The 19,080-nt window shown below is 73.3% G+C and carries 18 protein-coding genes; 6 read left to right on the top strand and 12 right to left on the bottom strand.

What is annotated here, in order from left to right:
• Positions 1 to 199: 199 nt before the first annotated feature.
• Genes D4B81_RS12400 through D4B81_RS12390 form a run of 3 tightly spaced genes read right to left on the bottom strand, consistent with a single transcriptional unit; the run spans position 200 to position 3,338 of the window.
• A complete protein-coding gene (locus D4B81_RS12400; RefSeq protein WP_122262929.1) occupies positions 200 to 1,582 on the bottom strand; it encodes a glucose-6-phosphate dehydrogenase in 1,383 nt (460 codons plus the stop codon).
• Positions 1,583 to 1,628: 46 nt separating this feature from the next.
• Positions 1,629 to 2,336 (bottom strand): VIT1/CCC1 transporter family protein, encoded by a 708-nt coding sequence (locus tag D4B81_RS12395; RefSeq protein WP_097188601.1) that lies wholly within the window; start codon positions 2,334 to 2,336, stop codon positions 1,629 to 1,631.
• A 3-nt stretch (positions 2,337 to 2,339) separates the two neighbouring features.
• On the bottom strand, positions 2,340 to 3,338 hold the full coding sequence (locus D4B81_RS12390) for a lactonase family protein (RefSeq protein ID WP_122262928.1): 999 nt from the start codon (positions 3,336 to 3,338) through the stop codon (positions 2,340 to 2,342).
• Between the two features lie 74 nt (positions 3,339 to 3,412).
• Between D4B81_RS12390 and D4B81_RS12385 the strand changes: the two genes are divergently transcribed.
• Positions 3,413 to 5,128: an NAD-dependent malic enzyme gene (locus tag D4B81_RS12385; protein ID WP_122262927.1), complete on the top strand. Its 1,716-nt coding sequence runs from the start codon at positions 3,413 to 3,415 to the stop codon at positions 5,126 to 5,128.
• A 139-nt stretch (positions 5,129 to 5,267) separates the two neighbouring features.
• Here the strand turns inward: D4B81_RS12385 and D4B81_RS12380 are convergent, their stop codons facing one another.
• Positions 5,268 to 6,434, bottom strand: a complete 1,167-nt coding sequence (locus D4B81_RS12380; RefSeq protein WP_237565977.1) for an MFS transporter — start codon at positions 6,432 to 6,434, stop codon at positions 5,268 to 5,270.
• An 82-nt stretch (positions 6,435 to 6,516) separates the two neighbouring features.
• Here D4B81_RS12380 and D4B81_RS12375 point away from each other — a divergent pair, with 82 nt between their 5' ends.
• Positions 6,517 to 7,647 carry an endonuclease/exonuclease/phosphatase family protein gene (locus tag D4B81_RS12375; RefSeq protein ID WP_122262926.1) on the top strand — a complete coding sequence of 377 codons (1,131 nt, stop codon included), beginning with the start codon at positions 6,517 to 6,519 and terminating at the stop codon, positions 7,645 to 7,647.
• On the opposite strand, the gene D4B81_RS12370 is transcribed toward D4B81_RS12375, so the two are convergent.
• The 5 genes from D4B81_RS12370 to D4B81_RS12350 all read right to left on the bottom strand — a co-directional run bounded on the left by D4B81_RS12370 (position 7,644) and on the right by D4B81_RS12350 (position 12,227).
• Complete coding sequence (locus D4B81_RS12370) at positions 7,644 to 8,240, bottom strand: class F sortase (RefSeq protein WP_122262925.1); 597 nt, start codon at positions 8,238 to 8,240, stop codon at positions 7,644 to 7,646. The two genes, D4B81_RS12375 and D4B81_RS12370, sit on opposite strands and share 4 nt — an antisense overlap.
• A 37-nt stretch (positions 8,241 to 8,277) precedes the next feature.
• Positions 8,278 to 8,952, bottom strand: coding sequence for a hypothetical protein (locus D4B81_RS18890; protein ID WP_237565976.1), 675 nt, complete (start codon positions 8,950 to 8,952; stop codon positions 8,278 to 8,280).
• Between the two features lie 244 nt (positions 8,953 to 9,196).
• On the bottom strand, positions 9,197 to 11,062 hold the full coding sequence (locus D4B81_RS12360; RefSeq protein ID WP_122262923.1) for a cation:proton antiporter: 1,866 nt from the start codon (positions 11,060 to 11,062) through the stop codon (positions 9,197 to 9,199).
• A gap of 26 nt (positions 11,063 to 11,088) precedes the next feature.
• Complete coding sequence (locus tag D4B81_RS12355) at positions 11,089 to 11,355, bottom strand: hypothetical protein (protein WP_097188594.1); 267 nt, start codon at positions 11,353 to 11,355, stop codon at positions 11,089 to 11,091.
• Positions 11,349 to 12,227, bottom strand: a complete 879-nt coding sequence (locus D4B81_RS12350; RefSeq protein WP_122262922.1) for a hypothetical protein — start codon at positions 12,225 to 12,227, stop codon at positions 11,349 to 11,351. The genes D4B81_RS12355 and D4B81_RS12350 overlap by 7 nt, the downstream gene beginning before the upstream one ends.
• Positions 12,228 to 12,398: 171 nt before the next feature.
• Here D4B81_RS12350 and D4B81_RS18170 point away from each other — a divergent pair, with 171 nt between their 5' ends.
• Positions 12,399 to 13,583, top strand: coding sequence for a hypothetical protein (locus D4B81_RS18170; protein ID WP_161965151.1), 1,185 nt, complete (start codon positions 12,399 to 12,401; stop codon positions 13,581 to 13,583).
• Between the two features lie 199 nt (positions 13,584 to 13,782).
• On the opposite strand, the gene D4B81_RS12340 is transcribed toward D4B81_RS18170, so the two are convergent.
• Together D4B81_RS12340 and D4B81_RS18555 are read right to left on the bottom strand one after the other, a co-directional pair.
• Positions 13,783 to 14,376 carry a biotin transporter BioY gene (locus D4B81_RS12340; protein WP_122262921.1) on the bottom strand — a complete coding sequence of 198 codons (594 nt, stop codon included), beginning with the start codon at positions 14,374 to 14,376 and terminating at the stop codon, positions 13,783 to 13,785.
• Between the two features lie 60 nt (positions 14,377 to 14,436).
• The gene (locus D4B81_RS18555; RefSeq protein WP_202613684.1) at positions 14,437 to 14,748 is read right to left on the bottom strand and encodes a cupin domain-containing protein; all 312 of its coding nucleotides are present in this window, start codon (positions 14,746 to 14,748) and stop codon (positions 14,437 to 14,439) included.
• A 390-nt stretch (positions 14,749 to 15,138) separates the two neighbouring features.
• On the opposite strand from D4B81_RS18555, the gene D4B81_RS12330 reads away from it, so the two are divergent.
• From D4B81_RS12330 to ilvA, 3 genes are read left to right on the top strand one after another with little or no spacing between them, the layout of a single operon-like run.
• Positions 15,139 to 16,161, top strand: coding sequence for a 6-phosphofructokinase (locus D4B81_RS12330; protein WP_122262920.1), 1,023 nt, complete (start codon positions 15,139 to 15,141; stop codon positions 16,159 to 16,161).
• A gap of 31 nt (positions 16,162 to 16,192) precedes the next feature.
• The gene (locus D4B81_RS12325; protein ID WP_122262919.1) at positions 16,193 to 17,383 is read left to right on the top strand and encodes a M20 metallopeptidase family protein; all 1,191 of its coding nucleotides are present in this window, start codon (positions 16,193 to 16,195) and stop codon (positions 17,381 to 17,383) included.
• A complete protein-coding gene (ilvA, locus tag D4B81_RS12320; RefSeq protein WP_122262918.1) occupies positions 17,380 to 18,639 on the top strand; it encodes a threonine ammonia-lyase IlvA in 1,260 nt (419 codons plus the stop codon). Before D4B81_RS12325 ends, ilvA begins: the two co-directional genes overlap by 4 nt.
• A gap of 9 nt (positions 18,640 to 18,648) precedes the next feature.
• Here the strand turns inward: ilvA and D4B81_RS12315 are convergent.
• Positions 18,649 to 19,080: hypothetical protein (locus D4B81_RS12315; RefSeq protein ID WP_202613683.1), on the bottom strand; the 432-nt coding region annotated here is incomplete at its 5' end.

Below are 19,080 nucleotides of genomic sequence, written 5' to 3'. Positions count from 1 at the left end.
GAGCCGGAAGGCCTTGTGCCGCATCAGCTCCCACCCCAGCAAGGATGAGAGCCAGACCAGCCCCCACAGACCTCGTCACACCACGCATCGCCCCAGCCCCCTTCATCCCGAGCGGTCGTCGTCGACCACCTCCTGCGCAGCGTAGTGGAGAGCGCGGACAACCCGCCAGACCCGCCACGCGGGCCGCCTGAGAGCGTCCTCAGCCGCGTGGCACGGTCCCCCAGCCCGCGGGACCGGCCGAGCCCGCGGCATACTCCTGCAGCGGCACCGCGTGGGCCCGCCACGCCTGCAGCACCGGCTCGACGATCCGCCAGAGCTCCTCCGCCTCGTCGCCGCGGATCGTCAGCAGCGGGTCCCCGTCGAGGATCGCGCCGAGGACCTCGCCGTAGGGGAGCATCCGTGGCTTGCCCAGCTCGGCGTGCAGCTCCTTCTGCTCCAGCTCGAACGGGTTGCCCTCGGCGTTCATCGACAGGTCGAGGGTGACGGCGCCGGGCTTGAGCTCGAGGACCAGGCGGTCCGGCTCGACGGTGTCCTCCAGGCCGGTCGGCACGTGGGCCGGCGGCCGGAAGGTGACGACGACCTCCTTGCGCGGGCTGCCCAGCGCCTTGCCGGAGCGCAGGATGAACGGCACCCCGGCCCAGCGTGCGTTGTCCAGCTGCACCACCAGCTCGGCGAGGGTCTCGGTCTGCCGACCCGCGTCCACGCCTTCCTCCGCCGCGTAGTCCGGCACCCGCCGCCCGTCCACCGAGCCCGCCGTGTAGCGAGCGCGGCGGGATCCCCTCACCGGGTCGTGGCCCCACGGGTGCACCGAGCGCAGCACCTGCGCCTTGAGCGAGCGCACCTCGTCGGCGTGCATGGTCGCCGGCGCCTCCATCGCGAAGAACGCCAGGATCTCCAGCAGGTGCGACTGGATCATGTCCAGCAGCGCGCCCGCCCCGTCGTAGTAGCCGGCCCGGCCCTCCAGCGCGAGGGTCTCGTCGTAGACGATCTCCACCTTCTCGATGTGCTCGCGGGTCCAGATCGGCTGCAGCAGCCGGTTGGCGAAGCGGAGGCCGATGAGGTTGAGGATGGTGTTGACGCCGAGGAAGTGGTCGATGCGGAACACGTCGTTCTCCGGCACGACCCGCAGCAGCTGGCGGTTGAGCTCGCGGGCCGACTCGAGATCGTTGCCGAACGGCTTCTCCAGCGCGAGCCGCGTGCCGGCCGGGACGCCGATGCGCTCCAGCAGCGCGCAGGCCTGGACGGTCACCGAGGGCGGCAGCGCGAAGTAGAGGACGACGGGCGCGGCGACCTCCTCGACCAGCGCACGGACGGCATCCTCCTGCAGCACGTCGGTCCGCACGTAGCGCGCGTCCTCGACCACCGGCTCCGCCACCGCGTCGTCGAGGCCCGCCTCGGCGAACGCGTCGCGCACCTTGGTGCGCCACTCCTCCTGGCTCAGCTCCACCCGGTCGGCGCCGACCACGCGCACGCGACGGGTCGGCTCGGCGGACAGGAGCGTCCCGAGGCCGGGCAGGAGGAGTCGTCGGGTCAGGTCGCCGGAGGCGCCGAGGATCACCAGGGTGGTGGGTGCGTCAGCCATGGGTGCAGGGTATGCCGTGCCGCTCGCCCCGTCCCGGCCGCGCCGCTCAGACGACGGTGACGCCCATCAGCGAGCCGATGCCGTAGGTCAGCGCCATCGCGAGCGCGCCGCCGAGGACGTTGCGGGCGATCGCCCTGCCCCGGGGCGAGCCGCCCAGCGTCGCGCTGACGGTGCCGGTGAGGAACAGGGCCAGGAGCACCGCGCCCACGGTCACCGGGACCTGCCAGGCCGGGGGCGGCAGGAGGATGGCGAGGAGCGGCAGCACGGCGCCGAGGGTGAACGCCAGCATCGAGGCCCAGGCGGCGTGCCAGGGGTTGGTGAGGTCGTGAGGGTCGATGCCCAGCTCGGCCTCGGCGTGCGCACCCAGCGCGTCGTGGTCGGTCAGCTGCCGGGCGACCTGGTGCGCGAGGTCGTCGCTGATCCCCTTGGCGCGGTAGATCGCGGCGAGCTCCTCCAGCTCCTCCTCCGGCATCTCCTCGAGCTCCCGGCGCTCCTTCTCCAGCAGCGCCTTCTCGCTGTCGCGCTGGGTGCTGACCGAGACGTACTCCCCCACGGCCATGGACATCGCCCCCGCCGCCAGGCTGGCCAGCCCCGCGACGAGCACGGCGGTCCGGCTCGGGGTCGCCGCGGCTACGCCGATGACCACGCCGGCGGTCGAGATGATGCCGTCGTTGGCGCCCAGCACGCCGGCCCGCAGCCAGTTGAGCCGGGCCGCGCTCGTGCCGAGCGGCTCCGCGTGGCCGACGTGGACCACCGCTCAGCCCACCCAGGTCGGGGCGGACCACGCGAGACTGTGGCCGGTCTCCTCGAGGAGGCCCTCGTCGACGGCCCAGACGTCGACGGAGCCCTCCTTCTCGGCGGCGACGAGCAGGTGGCTGCCCTCCTCGCCCGGGATCCAGCCGATGAACCGCGGCCAGTGCCCGGTGACCACCTGCTGCCGCAGCGTGAGGGTCCCGTCCTCCCCTGCCGCCAGCACCGACACGGTGTCCGTGCCGCGCGTGCTGACGTAGACGTGCGAGCCGTCCGGCGACACCACGATCCCGGCGGCGGTCGTCTCCCCCGGGCCGGGGCCCTCGGGGGTGGTCGAGACCGTCCCGGTGACCGTCCACCCCCCGTCGGCACGGCGGACCGTGTGCACCGTCTGGTCGAGCTCGCCCACGACCCACAGCAGGTCGTCGCGGCCGGGCGCGAGGGCCAGGTGGCGGGGTCCGCTCCCCCTGGGCAGGTCGATGTCCCCGGTATGCCGCAACCTCCCGTCCCCGACGCTCACCTCGTGCACCTCGTCGGTGCCGAGGTCGCAGACCAGCAGCCGCCCGTCGTCGAGGAAGACCGCCTGGTGGGCGTGCGGGGCGTCCTGGCGCTCGTGCGGCCCCCGGCCCTCGAACCCCAGCTCGTCCACCTGCTCCAGCGACCCGTCCGCACCGACCGCGACCAGCGCCACGCTGCCGGCGACGTAGTTGCTGGCGACCAGCCACCGGCCGTCGGGCGACAGCGCCAGGTGGGCGGTCCCCTGACCGCCGGCGGACGCCTCGGCGACCACGCCCTCCCCGGGACGCACCCGGGTGACCCTCCCGGGGTCGCCCTCGCCCACGGCATACAGCTCGGCGTCGGAGACCCGGACCAGCCAGGAGGGATCCCCCGGTCCGTCGAGGCGCTCGACCTCGCCGAAGCCGTCGTGCGTCCAGCTCACCCTGGCGAGCCCGGAGGTGGCCGGTGGCTGGTCCGTCGTGTATCCGCCGAGGTAGAGGGTCGTCATCGGGCCATCGTGCCAGGGGGTCCCGGCAGCGCCACCCCCGACGCTCCGTCGGTCCGCCGCCCTAGAGTGTCCGCATGGGCCGTGAGTACGACCAGGACACCACGATCGGCAACGGGACGTTGCGCATCCGCACGCGGGGACGGGCGGTGCTGTCCAACCCGATGACCAACCGCGGCACCGCGTTCACCGCGGACGAGCGCGAGAAGCTCGAGATCGACGGGCTGATGCCGACCGGTTTCACCACCCTGGAGAACCAGACCCAGCGGGTCTACGAGCAGTACCGGTCCAACAAGTCGATGCTCGGCAAGTTCCTCACCCTCAACGCGCTCCGGGACCGTAACGAGGTGCTCTTCTACCACCTCGTCTCCACGCACCTGGAGGAGATGCTCCCCGTCATCTACACGCCGACCATCGGCGAGGCGATCGAGCGGTTCAGCCACACCTACAACCGCCCGCGCGGGGTCTTCCTGTCCATCGACCACCCGGAGAAGCTGGAACAGTCGCTCCACAACTACGGACTGGGCGCCGAGGACGTCGACCTCGTCTGCGTCACCGACTCCGAGGGCATCCTGGGGATCGGCGACCAGGGCATCGGGGGCATCCAGATCGCCATCGGCAAGCTCTCGGTCTACACCGCGGCGGCGGGCATCCATCCGCGCCGGGTCATCCCGATCGTCCTCGACGTCGGCACCGACAACCTCGGCCTGCTCTCCAGCGAGCTCTACCTCGGCGAGCGGCACAGCCGGGTGCGCGGCCAGCGCTACGACGACTTCATCGACCAGTTCGTCACCACCGTGAACAGGCTCTTCCCCCGCGCGCTGATCCACTGGGAGGACATCGGCACGGCCAACGCCTACCGGATCCTGGACCGCTACAAGGGTCAGGTCTGCACCTTCAACGACGACATCCAGGGGACCGCCGCGGTGGTGCTCGCCGCCCTGCTGGCGGCCGTCGACGTGACCGGTGTGGATCTCGACGACCACCGCATCGTCGTCTTCGGCGCGGGCAGCGCCGGCATGGGCATCGCGGGCCTGATCCGGGACCAGATGCTGCGCACGGGCCGGTCGGAGACGGAGGAGGAGGCCTACGCGCGGTTCTGGCCGATCGGGATCCAGGGCCTCTACCTCGAGGACGACCACCGGCTCCACGAGTTCCAGAAGCCGTGGGCGCGCAAGCGCGTCGAGGTCTCCGACTGGGACGTCCGCGACCCGGGCCAGATCGGGCTGCTCGAGGTGATCCGCAACGTGCGGCCGACGATCCTCATCGGCACCTCCACCAAGGGGGGCGCCTTCACCCAGGAGGTCATCGAGGAGATGGCGCGGCACAACACCCGACCGATCATCTTCCCCCTCTCCAACCCGACGAGCCGGGCCGAGGCCACGCCGGCCGACATCCTCGAGTGGACCGACGGGCGCGCGCTCGTGGCCACCGGCAGCCCCTTCGACCCGGTCGACCACGACGGCGTACGGCACACGATCGCCCAGTCCAACAACGCGCTGATCTTCCCCGGGCTCGGCCTGGGCGTCGCCGCCTGCCGGGCGACGCGGGTGACGGAGGGGATGATCGCCGCGGCCGCCGAGGCCCTCGCCGGTCTGGTCAACATGTGGCGACCCGGCGCCCCGCTGCTCCCGGGCATGAGCGACCTGCGCCTCGTCTCGGCCACCGTCGCCATCGCCGTCGCCCAGCAGGCCACCGACGAGGGCGTCGCCGAGCGCCCGCTCACCGACCCCGTCCAGCAGGTGTTCGAGCGGATGTGGCAGCCCCGCTACCCCGACGTCGAGGCGATCTAGCCGCCCCGACCCGACGCCCCGCGAGAGCAGCCTGCCTGGGGGGTGGACCCGTGATCGCGGATCGTCGATCGAACCGGTGGTCGGCCGTCTCCCTCGTGATCGACGATCCGCGATATCCAGTCCGACCCCCTGTCCGCCCTCATGCGCGGGCGGCGGCCCGGCGGTGCAGCACGAGCGAGAGACCCAGCAGCGCCAGCCCGGCGGCCGACAGTCCGGCGCCGACGAGCGAGGGAGCCCGGAAGCCGTAGCCCCCCGCGATGACCAGCCCACCGACGTAGGCGCCCAGCGCGTTGGCCACGTTGAGGGAGGAGTGGTTCATCGCCGCCCCGAGGGTGCGAGCCGTCCCCGCGACCGCCATCAGCCGCAGCTGCAGCGCGATCACCCAGGCCGACCCCGACACCGCCACGAAGGCCAGCGTGACCAGGGCCGGGACCACCCACCGGCTCGTCTGCCAGAACGCCAGCAGCGACACCGCCGACACCAGCCCCATCAGCGCCAGGGTCCGGAGGACCGACCAGTCGCCCAGCCGCCCGCCCAGCCACGTCCCCACCACCGAGAAGGCGCCGTAGACCAGCAGGAACACCGGCACCCAGGCCCGGTCCAGGCCGGTGACCTCCTCGATCGTGGGCGCGATGTAGGAGTACATCGCGAACATCCCGCCGAAGCCCACCGCCCCGACGAGCATGGTCAGCCAGAACTGCAGGTTCCCGAAGGCCCGCAGCTCGACCATGAAGGACTGGTCCCGCTCGGCGGCGAAGGAGGGCACCCACGCCCGCACCAGGACCGCCGTCACCACGCCGATCACCGCCACGGCCCAGTACGCCGACCGCCAGCCCAGCTCCTGTCCCGCCCACGTCCCCAGCGGAACCCCCGCCACCATCGCGATCGGGATGCCGAGCATCACCGTCCCGACGGCCCGACCGCCCTGCCCGCGCGGCGCCATCGCCACCGCCACCAGCGCGGCCAGCCCGAAGAACCCGCCGTGCGGCAGGCCGGAGAGGAACCGCGCCCCGACGAGGGTCCCGTACGTCGGCGCCAGAGCGCTCAGCGCGTTGCCCAGCGCGAAGACCGCCATCAGCACGACGAGGACCCGGCGGCGCGGCAGGCGCGAGGCGCCGAGCGCGACCAGCGGTGACCCGACCACCACGCCGAGCGCGTAGGCCGAGATGGTGTGCCCGGCCTCCGGGATGCTCACGCCCACCCCCTCGGCGATCTGCGGCAGCAGCCCCATCGTCACGAACTCGGTGATCCCGATCCCGATCCCGCCGACGACGAGGGCCACGGAGGCGAGGGTCCTGGTCTGCACCGCCCAAGGCTACGGGCAGGGGTAGGCCGCGACGCCCGCCCGAACCCTGCGCGAACGTCGCCGCCGGTGCCACAGTGGGTGGGTGCGCATCGCGACGTTCAACGTGGAGAACCTCTTCGACCGGGCCCGGATCCTGGCGGCCGACACGTGGGAGGCCAACCGCGAGCACCTGGAGCAGTACGCCGCCCTGACCAGGATCCTGCAGCAGGACGTCTACGCACCCGAGGACAAGACGCGGATCGCCGAGCTGCTCGTCGCGCTGGGCCTCGGCAGCTCGGACCAGGGACCGCTGATGCGGCTGCGGCAGAACCGCGGTCGACTCGTCACCCGACCGCCCGGTGGCGACCTGCGCATCGTCGCGGACGGCCGGGGGGACTGGATCGGCTGGCTCGAGCTGCGGCGAGAGTCCCCCACGGAGCTGGCGCTGCGGCATACCGCGCAGGTGGTCGCGGACCTGGCCCCCGACGTCATCGGCGTCGTCGAGGCCGAGGACCGCACCGCGCTCGGCCGCTTCAGCCACGACCTCGTCGGGCCGCTGGGCGAGGAGTTCCGGCACGTCATGCTCGTCGACGGCAACGACGAGCGCGGCATCGACGTCGGCCTGATGACCGGCGCCGGCTACCCGATCCGGCGGATCACCAGCCACGTCGACGACACGGTGGGCGGCTCACGCGTCTTCTCCCGCGACTGCCCCGAGTTCGAGGTCGGTCTCCCGGGCGGGGGGCGGCTGGTCGTCCTGGTCAACCACCTCAAGTCCAAGGGCTACGGCTCGCAGGCCGCGTCCAACCGCACCCGCATGCGCCAGGCCACCCGCGTCCGCGAGCTCTACGACGCGCGTCTGGAGTCCGGGGACGAGCTGGTGGTCGTGCTCGGCGACCTCAACGACACCCCGGACTCCGACCCGCTCGCGCCGCTGCTCGGGGACGGCGGACCCCGGGACGTGAGCACCCATCCCTCGTTCGACGACGGCGGCTGGCCGGGGACCTACACCACGGGGCGCGCGGGCAACAAGATCGACTACATCCTCTGCTCGCCCGCCCTGCACGCCGCCATCACCGCCTCGGGCGTCCACCGGCGGGGGGTGTGGACCGCCTCCGGCCGCTGGGAGATGTACCCCACCCTCACCCGCGAGCTGGACGCGGCCAGCGACCACCACGCGCTGTGGGTCGACGTGGACCTCGACCTGGCGTTCGCGGAGGCGCTCGCGCGCTAGCCCCCGACGGGCCCGACGGCCTCGGCGATCGCGACGAAGTTGGCCTTGCGCTGCCCGTCGGGACGCTCGCCGAGCGAGTCGTCGCAGGTGATGAGCGCGATCCGCGCGACGTCGTCCTGGTCCCCCCAGACCTGCGGCGCGGTCTGCAGCCCCTCCTTGGAGATCTGCTGGGTGTCGGTGACGACGAAGTCACGGGTGGTGCCGTTGTTGTAGCCGACCGTGACCACGTCACCCTCCTCGACCTCGCCCAGGTCGTAGAAGACGTCCGGCTCGTCGTAGTAGATCATGTGCGCCGCGACGACGGCCGTGCCCACCTGACCCGGGACGACGCGCCCGCTGCCCGAGTACCAGATCGCCTCGCCCTGGTCCGGGTCGACCGTGCCCTGGGCGGTGAGTCCCTCGGGCGTGACCGGCTCCTGGTCCACCCCGGCCGCCGGCACCGACACCCAGGCGGGCGCGTCCGGGCCGTCCGAGGACACCGACGGCCCGCGACCGTCAGCCAGCGCCCCCACCGCCTGGACCGTGAGCGTGCTCACGCCGAGGGCGGCGACGAGCAGGCCGGTGGGGACGACGAGGCTGAGGCTGCGGGCCATCGGGTATGACGTCTGCCGGTCAGGTGCCGCCGCGGGCTCAGCGGGCCTCGGGGCGACGACGCATCGCCCAGCCGGCCGCACCGGCGCCGGCGAGCGCAAGCGCTGCCCCGCCGACCAGACCCATGTTCGTGCCGGCGGTGGCCGGGCCGTCGGTCTCGACCGGAGGACCGGTGGGGTCGTCGGTCTCGGTCGGGCCGTCGGTCTCGGTCGGCCCGTCGGTCTCGGTCGGGCCGTCCGTCTCGGTCGGCCCGTCCGTCTCGGTCGGCCCGTCCGTCTCGGTCGGCCCGTCGGTCTCGGTCGGGCCGTCGGTCCCGGCCGGGGCCTGGCACACGATCACGTGCGTGATGTTGCCGGGGGACTGCCCGGGGACCTCACCGTCGTAGGCGTACGCGCCGTAACCGTTCCAGTCGTAGAGCTCGTAGTTGTCGGCGACCTTGAGGATCACGGAGAACCAGTCGCTGCCCTCCTCGAGGCGGGGCGCCCAGTCGGCCTCCGCGAGGGCGATCTGCAGACCGACCTCGCTCTGACCCTCCGCGCCCCCGGTCGGGGCGGAGATGCAGCTGACCCCCTCGAGGCCCTCGCCGGCCCAGTACTGCTCCCAGAAGTCACCGGTCGGCTGGCCGGGGATGGCGCTGGCAGCGCCGGCGCCGAGGAGGAGGACAGCGGCGGCGCCGGCTCCGGCGGCCAGGCCGCGGACGGTGGTGGTGCGCATGGCGGTTCCTTTCACGGCGACGACCGGTCTCACGCTCGTCTGGTCGATACACTCTGGTCACAGAAGTCACAAACAACACATGTGTAACTTCTGACTCTCCCGCACCATAGCGTCGCCACCGCGAGGACGCCAGCACCGGGCAGGTGGCCGGTGTGTCGTCCCGTCACGCGCCCGAGACCGACGCATGGTTTGTGGCGACGCCCCCCGAGACGGAGCACCCGAAAGCCCCGCGCACGCCGCGCACCTACATCTCGCGGCGCGGCCGCACGAGCGCGACCAGGGTCACGCCGCTCGGAGGCGTCGTCCCGTCCGCGGTGACCACCTGCGCGCGACCGCCCTGCACGTAGAAGAGCTGGACCGCGTCCGGCTGCCGCTCCCGGAACTGCGCCAGCGTGTGCTGCTCGGTGAGCTTCGTCCTGCGCACCTGCATCCCCTCCCGCACGAGCTGCTCGAGCTCGGGGGCGCTCAGCGGGGGGTCGAAGGCGACCGGCGCGGTGAGCCGGGTCGCCGTGCGTTGCGTGCTCCGGGTGCCGACCCCCTGCCGCCGCAGCTGGTAGGAGTGCTGCGAGCCCAGCGTCCGGCCGAACTCGCGGGCCGCGGTCGAGTTGGTGTCGTCGTCGAAGGTGGCCGCGACGAGCGAGCCGATGCCGGCGAGCTCCATGTCCTCGACGGCGTACTCCGAGAGGATGTGCGTGCGCTCCACCCGCAGCCCCGCCATCCGGGCCTGCGACACCTCCCCCGGCGCCAGCGAGACGAGCAGCGTCGGCACGCCGAGGCCGTTGAGCATCTCGGCGGCCTGCCGCGCCCACGTCGGCGCTCCGGCGAAGAGCACCCCGTTGGGGGTCGTGGTCGCCAGGCCGAGCCGCTCGGCCAGCCGGCCGACACCCAGCCCGTAGACCGCGACCGTCACGACGATGGTGACGAACACCAGCGGGACGAGATCTGCCGAGGCCTCGACCAGGGCCTGCAGCCGCTCCGCGTCGGCTTCCAGGGCCAGCGTCTCCAGCGGTGTCTCACCCCCCAGGTCGGCCTTCTCCGCGGCCCGCTCGGCCGCGTGGTCGATCTCCAGGGCGAAGATGCTCGTCACGGCCGCGGCCACGATGCCTCTCGGCGCCATGAACGCCATCAGCGTCCGCTCCGCCCGGGTCGCCTCGGTCCCCAGCAGGCTCAGCCAGACCGACGCGGGACGCACGACGAGGATGAGGAGCACCACGAACACGAGCGCGGTGGGCGCCACGGCCACCACCTCGGCCGGCGTCACCCGGCCGGCCAGCAGGACGAAGAGCGTCCCCACGATGAGCACCTGGAGGTTCTCCTTGAACTCCCGCACGTGCTCCAGGCGCAGCCCCGGGCGGTTGGCCAGGTAGATCCCGAGCATCGTCACCGTCAGCAGGCCGCTCTCGGCCTGCAGCTGGTTGGACAGCACGAGAGCCCCAACCGCGCCCGCCAGGAACGCGACGCCCTCGAGGAAGTCCGGGATGACGTGCCGCCGCATCGCCAGCTCGAGCAGCCCGCCGATCACGAGCGTCAGCACGGCCGAGATGCCCACGGTCCTGGCCAGGGTGACCGCCGCCAGCGTGAAAGCACCCTCGGAGCCGCCCACGATGATCGCCTGGAAGACGAGCACGGCGAGCACGGCACCGATCGGGTCGACGACGATCCCCTCCCACCGCAGCATGGAGGACACCCGTCGGGTCGGCCGCAGCTGTCGGACGATGGGCGCGATCACCGTCGGACCGGTGACGACCAGCAGCGCCCCGACGAGCAGCGCCAGCTCCCACTCGACCCCCGCGACCATCGCCGCCGCGGTGATGAGCACCCAGGCGATCAGCACGGTGACGCTGCACAGACGCCATACCGAGCGGGACAGACCCCGCAGCTCCTTGAACCGCAGCGACAGGGATCCCTCGAACAGGATGATCCCGACGGCCAGGCTCACCCCGCCGAAGAGCACGTCGCGCCCCAGGATGCTCTCGGGGCTGACCACCTGGCCGAGCGAGAAGCCGGCCACCAGCAGCAGGAGGATGGACGGGATCCGCAGACGGTAGGCCGCGAGCTGGCAGAGCGCGCCGACCGCCAGCACGAGGGCGAGGTAGGCGGCGGGGGTCACGGGCGCCAGTGTGCCAGCGGGGGCGGTCAGTCCCCGAGACGCTGGAGCAGACCGGCGTCCACGAGGGTGTCGGCGACCTCCCGGGTGACCTCGACGAGGTCACCCCCCGGCGGCGCCCCGAACTCCTGCGCGAGAGCCGCGGCGAGGTCGGCGAGCGGGAGGGCCTCGAGGGTGAGGGCCCGGATCGCGGTGCCGAGCGGGGACACCCGCTGCACCTGACCGTCGTGCAGGACGAGCGACTCCCCGTCGCGGTGCAGCTCGTCGTGCGCCGGCACCGCCCGGTAGCTCACCACGGCGAGGCCCGTCCGCAGATCTCCTCGACGAGGTCGGCGAGCTCGCTCACCTCGGAGTACGTCACCCGCAGCGCGCCACCGGTCCGCCCGAGCACGTCCGAGAGCCACTGGAGCGGTGCCTCGGTCGTCATGAACGCCGAGGACTCGGGGGTGATCGCCAGCACGGCGTCGAGGAGGTCGAGCTCCTCCACCTCGGCCGGGCCGGTGCGGGTCCCGTCGCGGCGCAGCAGCACGATCCCGGCGAGCCAGGGCTGGACCGCCGGCCCCCGCAGGCCCAGGTCGCCCGGCGCCTGCTCGTCCTTGACCCCGAGCCAGTCCGCACGGCGTGTCGACAACGGCTTCGGGTATGGCGTGACGGTCCCGTCCCGACGCACCCCCACCGTCTCGTCGGTGACGTAGGCACGGCCCGGGCCGTGGGTGCGGCACAACGTGGTCTTGCCGGTGTTGCCCGGGGCGACGAACGCCGCGGTGGCGCCGGTCCCCGGGTGCGCGAGCGCGGCGGCGTGCAGCATCAGCAGCTCGCCGGACCGGGCGCCGATGGCGGCATACGTCACGGCCTGGGTGACCCGCTGCAGGAGGCGCCGCTCGTCCGCGTCGGTGACGACGGTGCTGAAGCGGGCCGGTGGCGTAGGGCCGGGCAGGTCGGGGGCGTCGACGTGCCGGAGGGCTGCCTCGACGACCGCCGGCGGTTCCTCGGTCGCGGGTGCGTCGGTGTCGCGCAGGCACAGGTGCCAGCGGGTGCGGAGGGTGCTCGCGAGCGGCTCCGGGTCGGCTCCACCGACCCGGATGTCGACGTCCGTCCCCAGCACGTGCAGGGGGACGACCGGGGCGACGACCGGGGTGACGACCGGGGCGACGACCGAGGTGGACACGGGCCCAGCCTAGGCGTGAGAGCCGTGCCCGCCCGGGTCCGCCACGTTCCCGCCAACGGGCACATCGCCGCTGTCGACGGGAAAACCCCAGGTGGGATCGCCTCTCCTCGCGGATGTGCCCGTTCCCCGGAACACGGCACGGGGGCCAGGGCGTCCCTTAGGGTCCGAGGTGTGACGGACAGCGACCGCTCGTCGGAGGAGGAGGCGCTGGCTCGCGCGGTGCACACCGTCTACGGCGCCCCTCCCGAGGAGTTCGTCGCCGTCCGCAAGGAGCAGGTGGCGCGGCTGCGGGCGCAGGGGCTGCGGGACCAGGCCAAGCAGGTCGGGGCGCTCCGCAAGCCGAGCGTCTCCGCGGCGGCCGTCAACGCGCTGGTGCGCTCCGACGACCCGGTCGTCGCGACCCTGCACGACGTGGGCGCCCGGATGCGGCACGCGCAGTCGGCGCTGGACATGGCTGCGCTGGCAGGTCTGCGCACGGAGAGGGACACCCTGCTGGCCGCGTGGGTGGCCGCGGCCCGCACCCGTGCTCCCGGCGGGTCGTTGACCCCCGCGGTGGAGTCGGAGGTCCGGGACACGGCCGTCGCGGCGCTCGCCGACGCGGGGGCGGCGGTGGTCGTGACCAGCGGCAACTTGACGCGGGCGCTGAGCTACAGCGGGTTCGGGGAGGTGGACCTCGCCGACGCCGTCGCCCGCACGAGCACGGGGGTCGTCCTGACCCGCATCGAGGGTGGACGGCGTGCGGCCGATCCTGACGGGGGGATGGTCGGAGAGTCCGACGCGCAGGAGCGTGCCGGGAGGTCGGCCGGAGAGCCCGCCCGCGCGGGGGAGGCGGCCGGGGAACCCGACGGCGGAGAGGCGGCCGGGGAGGGAGAGTCGGCCGGGGAGGACGACGACGGCGAGGCGGTCGAGGAGGCCGACGGCGGAGAGGCCGCCGGGGAGGCCGACGAGGAGCCCGACGACGGAGAGGCGGCCGGGGAGGCCGACGACGGAGAGGCCGACGAAGAGGCCGACGACGGAGCAGATCCTCCCGCCGAGGAACCGGCTACGCCGCCCGACCGCGTCTCCGAGCTGGAGATGGAGCTCGACGAGTCCGAGAAGGTCGTCGCCGCAGCCCGGGCGACCCGACGCTCGGCGGCCCAGGCTGACGCGGACGCCGAGCAGGAGGTCACGGTGGCCCAGGAGCAGGTGGCGCAGGCCGAGCGGTTGCTGGCGTCTGCGCGCAAGCGGCTCGAGAAGGCGGAGAGCAGGCGATCGCAGACGGAGACAGCGCTCGAGGCCGCCGACCGGGAGCTCGTCGAGAGCCGGGCCCGTCGCGACGAGATGCGGGCCGCGCTGGAGGAGGCCGAGGACGCCTGATCAGGTCTCGAGCGACGTTCACCAGGCGGGGCGTCGTTCACCAGGCGGGGCGTCGTTCACCGTGACCGATCGGTGCTGGCATAGCCGCACCAACCCGACACGATGTCCTCCGTGGTGGCCGGAGGGGAGCCTGCGAGCCCGGAACGCCACCACTCGAGCGGCGGCCGGGAGCGGCGGCCCGTGCGTCAGGCGCCGGGCCTCAGGCGCGGGTACGCAGGAGACGCCAGGCGACGGGGAAGAGCGCCGCGGCGATGGCCGCCTTGATGATGCCGGGGACGATGAACGGCGTGATGCCGTAGGCCGCGATCGTCGCCAGGTCCGTCAGCCCCAGCACCGCCGCCATGAACGGCACCCCGACCACGAAGGGCACCGCGGTCGCCAGGAGGAAGCCCGCCATCGCCAGGAGCGGCCGACGGTCCCAGGCGCGCTCGGCGCACCAGCCGGCCAGCGCAGCCGCGGGGATGAAGCCCAGGATGTAACCGAACGACGGCGCCAGGGCCATGGCGGCCCCGCCGTTCGCCTCGGCGAACCACGGCACGCCGAGCAGCCCGACGACCATGTAGACCCCGAGGGCCGCGGCCCCGCGGCGGATGCCCAGGGCGCCGCCGACGAGCATCACGGCCAGCGTCTGCCCGGTGATCGGGACGGGCCACATCGGGATGATCACCTGGGCCATGGCGCCGACGACGGCGGCGCCGGTGGCGACGAGCGCCACGTCGGTGAGCACGGTGCTGCGCGGGAGGAGACGGTCGGCGATGACCTGGGGGCGCGGGGACAGGGCTGCGGTCGACATGGCGCACAGACTGCCACAGACCTCGCCAGCCCCACCCGGGACCGGAGCGCCGCGGAGGGGTCACACCCACCAGGTGTCGTGCCGCTCCATGAAGGCGGCCCGCTCGTGCGCCTCCGGACCACCCCGCGCCAACGTCTCGAAGTAGTCCTCGCGAGGCCCTCCGGGGGCGAACATCAGGAGCATCTGGGCCCCCTCGGCACCGCGGAACCCGTGCACCCCGCCCTCCGGGACGTAGAGGAAGTCCCCCGAACCGGCCGTCACCCACCCCCGACCGTCGAAGAGGCGCACCTGGCCGGAGAGCACGTAGAACTGCTCGGAGATGGTGCGGTGGAAGTGCGGGTCCGGCCCCGACTCCCCTCCCCGAACGTCCACCGGTAGAGCCCGAAGCGCCCACGCGTGCGGTCACCGGTCGCCAGGTATTCGCAGGTCACCCCCGAGGGGTAGGTCACGTCGGGGGGTCGGTCGCCGGAGCGCAGCCAGGCGGAGGCCTCTCCCGCGGCACCGTCGTACGTCGCCTCCGGGTAGGGCCGGTGCAGCCGATCGGGCCAGGACATGAGGTGCTCCGTCTCTCGCACGCGCCCTCGCGACGCGCGTCTGCCTGACGACTCTGGCGCACCTTCCGGCACCTCGCCAGCGGAGCGCCCGGGCGCACGTTGGCGGGAAGGCGACGCGACGGCATACCCTGAGGTCTGCACCGACGCCGGCCCCGTCCCGAGGGGACCGGCGTCTGCCGTACCCGACGCCCAGCACCGAGGACAACGCATGAAGATCGGCCTGCTCACCGCCGGCGGGGACTGCCCGGGCCTCAACGCCGTCATCCGCGGCGTCGTCCTCAAGGGCGACCGGATCTACGACCACGAGTTCGTGGGGATCAAGGACGGCTTCCGCGGGCTCGTCGAGGACATCGTGTCCCCGCTCCCCCGCCAGCGCGTCCGAGGCCTGTCCAAGGTCGGCGGGACGATCCTGGGGACCTCCCGCGTGAGCCCGATCACCAACGGCGGCACCGAGCGGGTCAAGGAGGTCATGGCCAGGCACGAGATCGACGCGCTGGTCACGATCGGGGGCGAGGGCACGCTGACCGTGGCCCGGATGTTCGCCGACGACGGCATCCCGGTGGTCGGCGTGCCGAAGACGATCGACAACGACCTCTCGGCGACCGACCGCACCTTCGGCTTCGACACCGCGGTCTCGATCGCCACCGAGTCCATCGACCGTCTCCGCACCACGGGGGAGGCGCACGGCCGGTGCATGGTCGTGGAGGTGATGGGCCGCAACGTCGGCTGGATCGCGCTGCACGCCGGCATCGCCTCCGGCGCCCACGCGATCCTCATCCCCGAGGTCCCCGTCAGCCGCGAGCAGGTGTGCGAGTGGGCGCAGCAGGCCCAGGACCGCGGCCGCGCGCCGGTCGTGGTCGTCGCGGAGGGGTTCACCTTCGCCGGGGACGACACCCAGGTCGGCAGCGACCGCACGGACGAGTTCGGTCGCAAGCTGCTCGGCGGGATCGGCGAGCAGATCACCCGTCTCGTCGAGGAGCGCACCGGCATCGAGACGCGCAACACGACCCTCGGCCACCTGCAGCGCGGGGGCGTGCCCAGCTCCTACGACCGCGTCCTGGCCACCCGCTTCGGCACCGCCGCGGTCGACGCCGTGAGCGCGAAGAAGTGGGGGACGATGGTCGCGCTCCAGGGCATCGACATCGTCAACGTCAACCTCCGCGACGCGACGAGCGCGCTGAAGACGGTCCCGCGCGACCAGTGGGACGAGGCGGCCATCCTCTTCGGCTGACGTCGCGTCAGCGGCCCTAGGATCGGGGAGTATGACGCTCCTCGCCGACGCCGGCACGCTCCAGGACGACCTCTCCGCGCTCCGGCGCGAGCTGCACCAGGTCCCCGAGGTGGGCCTGGACCTGCCGAGGACCCAGGAGATCGTCCTCCGCGCGCTCGAGGGGCTGCCGCTGGAGATCACCACCGGGACCGCGACGACGTCCGTGGTGGCGGTGCTGCGCGGCGGGCGCCCGGGTCCGACCGTCCTGCTGCGCGCCGACATGGACGGCCTGCCCGTCGCCGAGGCGACCGGCCTGGAGTATGCCGCCACGACCGGGACCATGCACGCGTGCGGCCACGACCTGCACACCGCCGCGCTCGTGGGCGCGGCCCGCCTGCTCAGCGCGCGCCGGGACGAGCTCGCCGGGTCGGTGCTGCTCATGTTCCAGCCGGGCGAGGAGGGCTACGGCGGGGCCAAGGTGATGCTCGACGAGGGGCTGCTGGAGGCGAGCGGGGAGAAGCCGGTCGCGGCCTACGCGATCCACGTCTTCCCGGGCCGGCCGGGCGTCTTCGAGTACCGCTCCGGGCCGATGCTCGGCGGCTCCAACGTCCTGCGGATCACGGTGTCGGGCAAGGGAGGTCATGGGTCGCAGCCGCACACGGCCGTCGACCCGGTGGCCGCCCTCGTGGCGATCGCGGCGGACCTGCAGACGATGGTGACGCGCCGCTTCAGCGTCTTCGACCCGGTGGTGCTGACGGTCACCCAGCTGTCCGGGGGCGAGGCGATCAACGTCATCCCGGAGAAGGCCTCGCTCGGGGCGACCGTGCGCACCCTCTCCCACGAGAGCGTGCAGCGGATGCGCGTGGAGACGAGGCGGGTCGCGGAGGGGGTCGCGGCGGCGCACGGGTGCACGGTGGAGGTGGACTTCGAGGTGCAGTACCCCGTGACGATCAACGACGACGCCGAGGCGCAGTGGGTCGGGCAGCAGCTGCGCGAGGCGTTCGGCGAGGACCGCGTGGTCGAGGCGCCGGACCCGCTGATGGGGTCGGAGGACTTCTCCTTCGTGCTCGACCGGGTGCCGGGCAGCTTCATCTTCCTGCACTGCAGCCCGCCCGGGGTCGACCTCGCGGACCCGGCGATGAACCACTCCCCCACCGTGCTCTTCGACGACGCGGTGCTCGCCGACCAGGCGGCCGCGCTCGCGCTGCTCGCGCTGCGCCGGCTCGAGCGCGAGGCCCCGTGAGCGGGCAGCCGTTGCGGCTGCCCACCGCCGACGACGTCGACGCCGCGGCGGGACGGATCGCCGGCCGCATCGGCCGGACGCCCCTGACGCCCTCGCCGCGGCTCTCGGAGGCGACCGGGGCCCGTGTCTGGCTCAAGCGCGAGGACCTGCAACCGGTGCGGTCCTACAAGAACCGGGGCGCGGCCAACCTCATCGCCCAGCTCGACAGCGAGCAGATCTGGGCCGGGGTGGTGTGCGCCAGCGCCGGCAACCACGCGCAGGGTGTGGCCCACGCCTGCTCGACGCTGGGGGTCAACGCGCGGATCTACCTGCCCGCCAACACACCTCGGCAGAAGCGCGAGAGGGTCGCGGCCCTGGGCGGCGACTGGGTGGACGTGATCGTGGGCGGGCAGACCTATGACGACGCCGCGGCGGCCGCGCACGCCGACGCCGGGACCACCGGGGCGACGCTCGTCCCGGCGTTCGACCACCCGCACACCATCGCGGGGCAGGGCACGGTCGCGAGGGAGGTCGTCGAGGACCTGGCCACGCCCCCCGCCGTGCTCGTCGTCCCGGTCGGCGGCGGAGGTCTGATCGCCGGCTGCCTGACCTGGCTGGGCGAGCGGCACCCGCAGGTGCGGGTCGTCGGCGTCGAGCCCGCCGGCGCGGCGAGCATGATCGAGGCCACCCGCAGCGGCGGGCCGACCACCCTCGCGCACGTCGACCGGTTCGTGGACGGCGCGGCCGTCGCGCGCGCCGGTGAGTGGACCTACCCGGTGGTGGCGCGGCATACCCCGGGGCTGGTGGCGGTGCCCGAGGGGCGCGTGTGCACCGAGATGATCGCCCTCTACCAGACCGAGGGGATCATCGCCGAGCCCGCCGGCGCGCTCGCGGCGGCCGCGCTCGACCAGCTCGACCTGCCGGCGGGGCGCGACGTGGTGGTCGTGGTGAGCGGCGGCAACAACGACCTGCTCCGGTATGCCGAGGTCGTGGAGCGCTCGCTCATCCACGAGGGGCTCAAGCACTACTTCCTGGTGGACTTCCCCCAGGAGCCGGGCATGCTGCGGCAGTTCCTCGACGAGGTGCTCGGCCCCGACGACGACATCGCGCTCTTCGAGTACGTGAAGCGCAACAACCGTGAGACCGGGCCGGCCCTGGTGGGGATCGAGCTGGGGTCGCGGGACGACCTGGCGGGGCTGCTGCAGCGGATGGCCACGAGCTCCATGGACGTCGAGCCGATCGCGCCGGACAGCCCGCTGTTCCGCTTCATCCTCTGAGGAGGCCGGTCAGGCCGTGGCCGTCAGGGAGAGCTCCTGGGCGGGAGCAGGCTGGCGGTAGGCGACCGCGCCGGCGACCTGGCGCAGCTGGCCGGACCGGGCGGCGAGGACGCTCTCGATGTCGCTCGGTGCGCCGTCGAAGGGGTGGGAGGCCTTCACCAGGGGCAGGACGAGCCTCCAGTCGCGGGCCGTCATCGCGAACGAGTCGCGCCAGCGTCCCGGGACCAGGGTGGGACGGGTCAGGCCCTCGGGATCGGCCAGGAGCGCGTCCATGCCACCGGTGACGGGGTAGCAGACCGAGGGAGCGGCGGTCAGCCCGCGCACGGGGCTGTGCCACAGCGTCGGGGTGGTCGTCTGAGCGCGGGTGGCCGCCTCCGCGAAGATCTGGAGGAGCCGCCTGCTGGGGATGCAGCTGACCGCCAGGAAGACGAGGACGTCAGC

This window comes from Ornithinimicrobium cerasi, assembly GCF_003702705.1.
Taxonomy (GTDB): domain Bacteria; phylum Actinomycetota; class Actinomycetes; order Actinomycetales; family Dermatophilaceae; genus Ornithinicoccus; species Ornithinicoccus cerasi.
This window is presented reverse-complemented; position numbering and strand designations above follow the sequence as displayed.

Excerpts from the sequence above, each read along its gene's own strand:
- D4B81_RS12400 (WP_122262929.1), bottom strand. The coding sequence starts at position 1,582 with ATGGCTGACGCACCCACCACCCTGGTGATCCTCGGCGCCTCCGGCGAC.
- D4B81_RS12390 (WP_122262928.1), bottom strand. The coding sequence starts at position 3,338 with ATGACGACCCTCTACCTCGGCGGATACACGACGGACCAGCCACCGGCC.
- D4B81_RS12385 (WP_122262927.1), top strand. The coding sequence starts at position 3,413 with ATGGGCCGTGAGTACGACCAGGACACCACGATCGGCAACGGGACGTTG.
- D4B81_RS12370 (WP_122262925.1), bottom strand. The coding sequence starts at position 8,240 with ATGGCCCGCAGCCTCAGCCTCGTCGTCCCCACCGGCCTGCTCGTCGCC.
- D4B81_RS18890 (WP_237565976.1), bottom strand. The coding sequence starts at position 8,952 with ATGCGCACCACCACCGTCCGCGGCCTGGCCGCCGGAGCCGGCGCCGCC.
- D4B81_RS12340 (WP_122262921.1), bottom strand. The coding sequence starts at position 14,376 with ATGTCGACCGCAGCCCTGTCCCCGCGCCCCCAGGTCATCGCCGACCGT.
- D4B81_RS12330 (WP_122262920.1), top strand. The coding sequence starts at position 15,139 with ATGAAGATCGGCCTGCTCACCGCCGGCGGGGACTGCCCGGGCCTCAAC.
- D4B81_RS12325 (WP_122262919.1), top strand. The coding sequence starts at position 16,193 with ATGACGCTCCTCGCCGACGCCGGCACGCTCCAGGACGACCTCTCCGCG.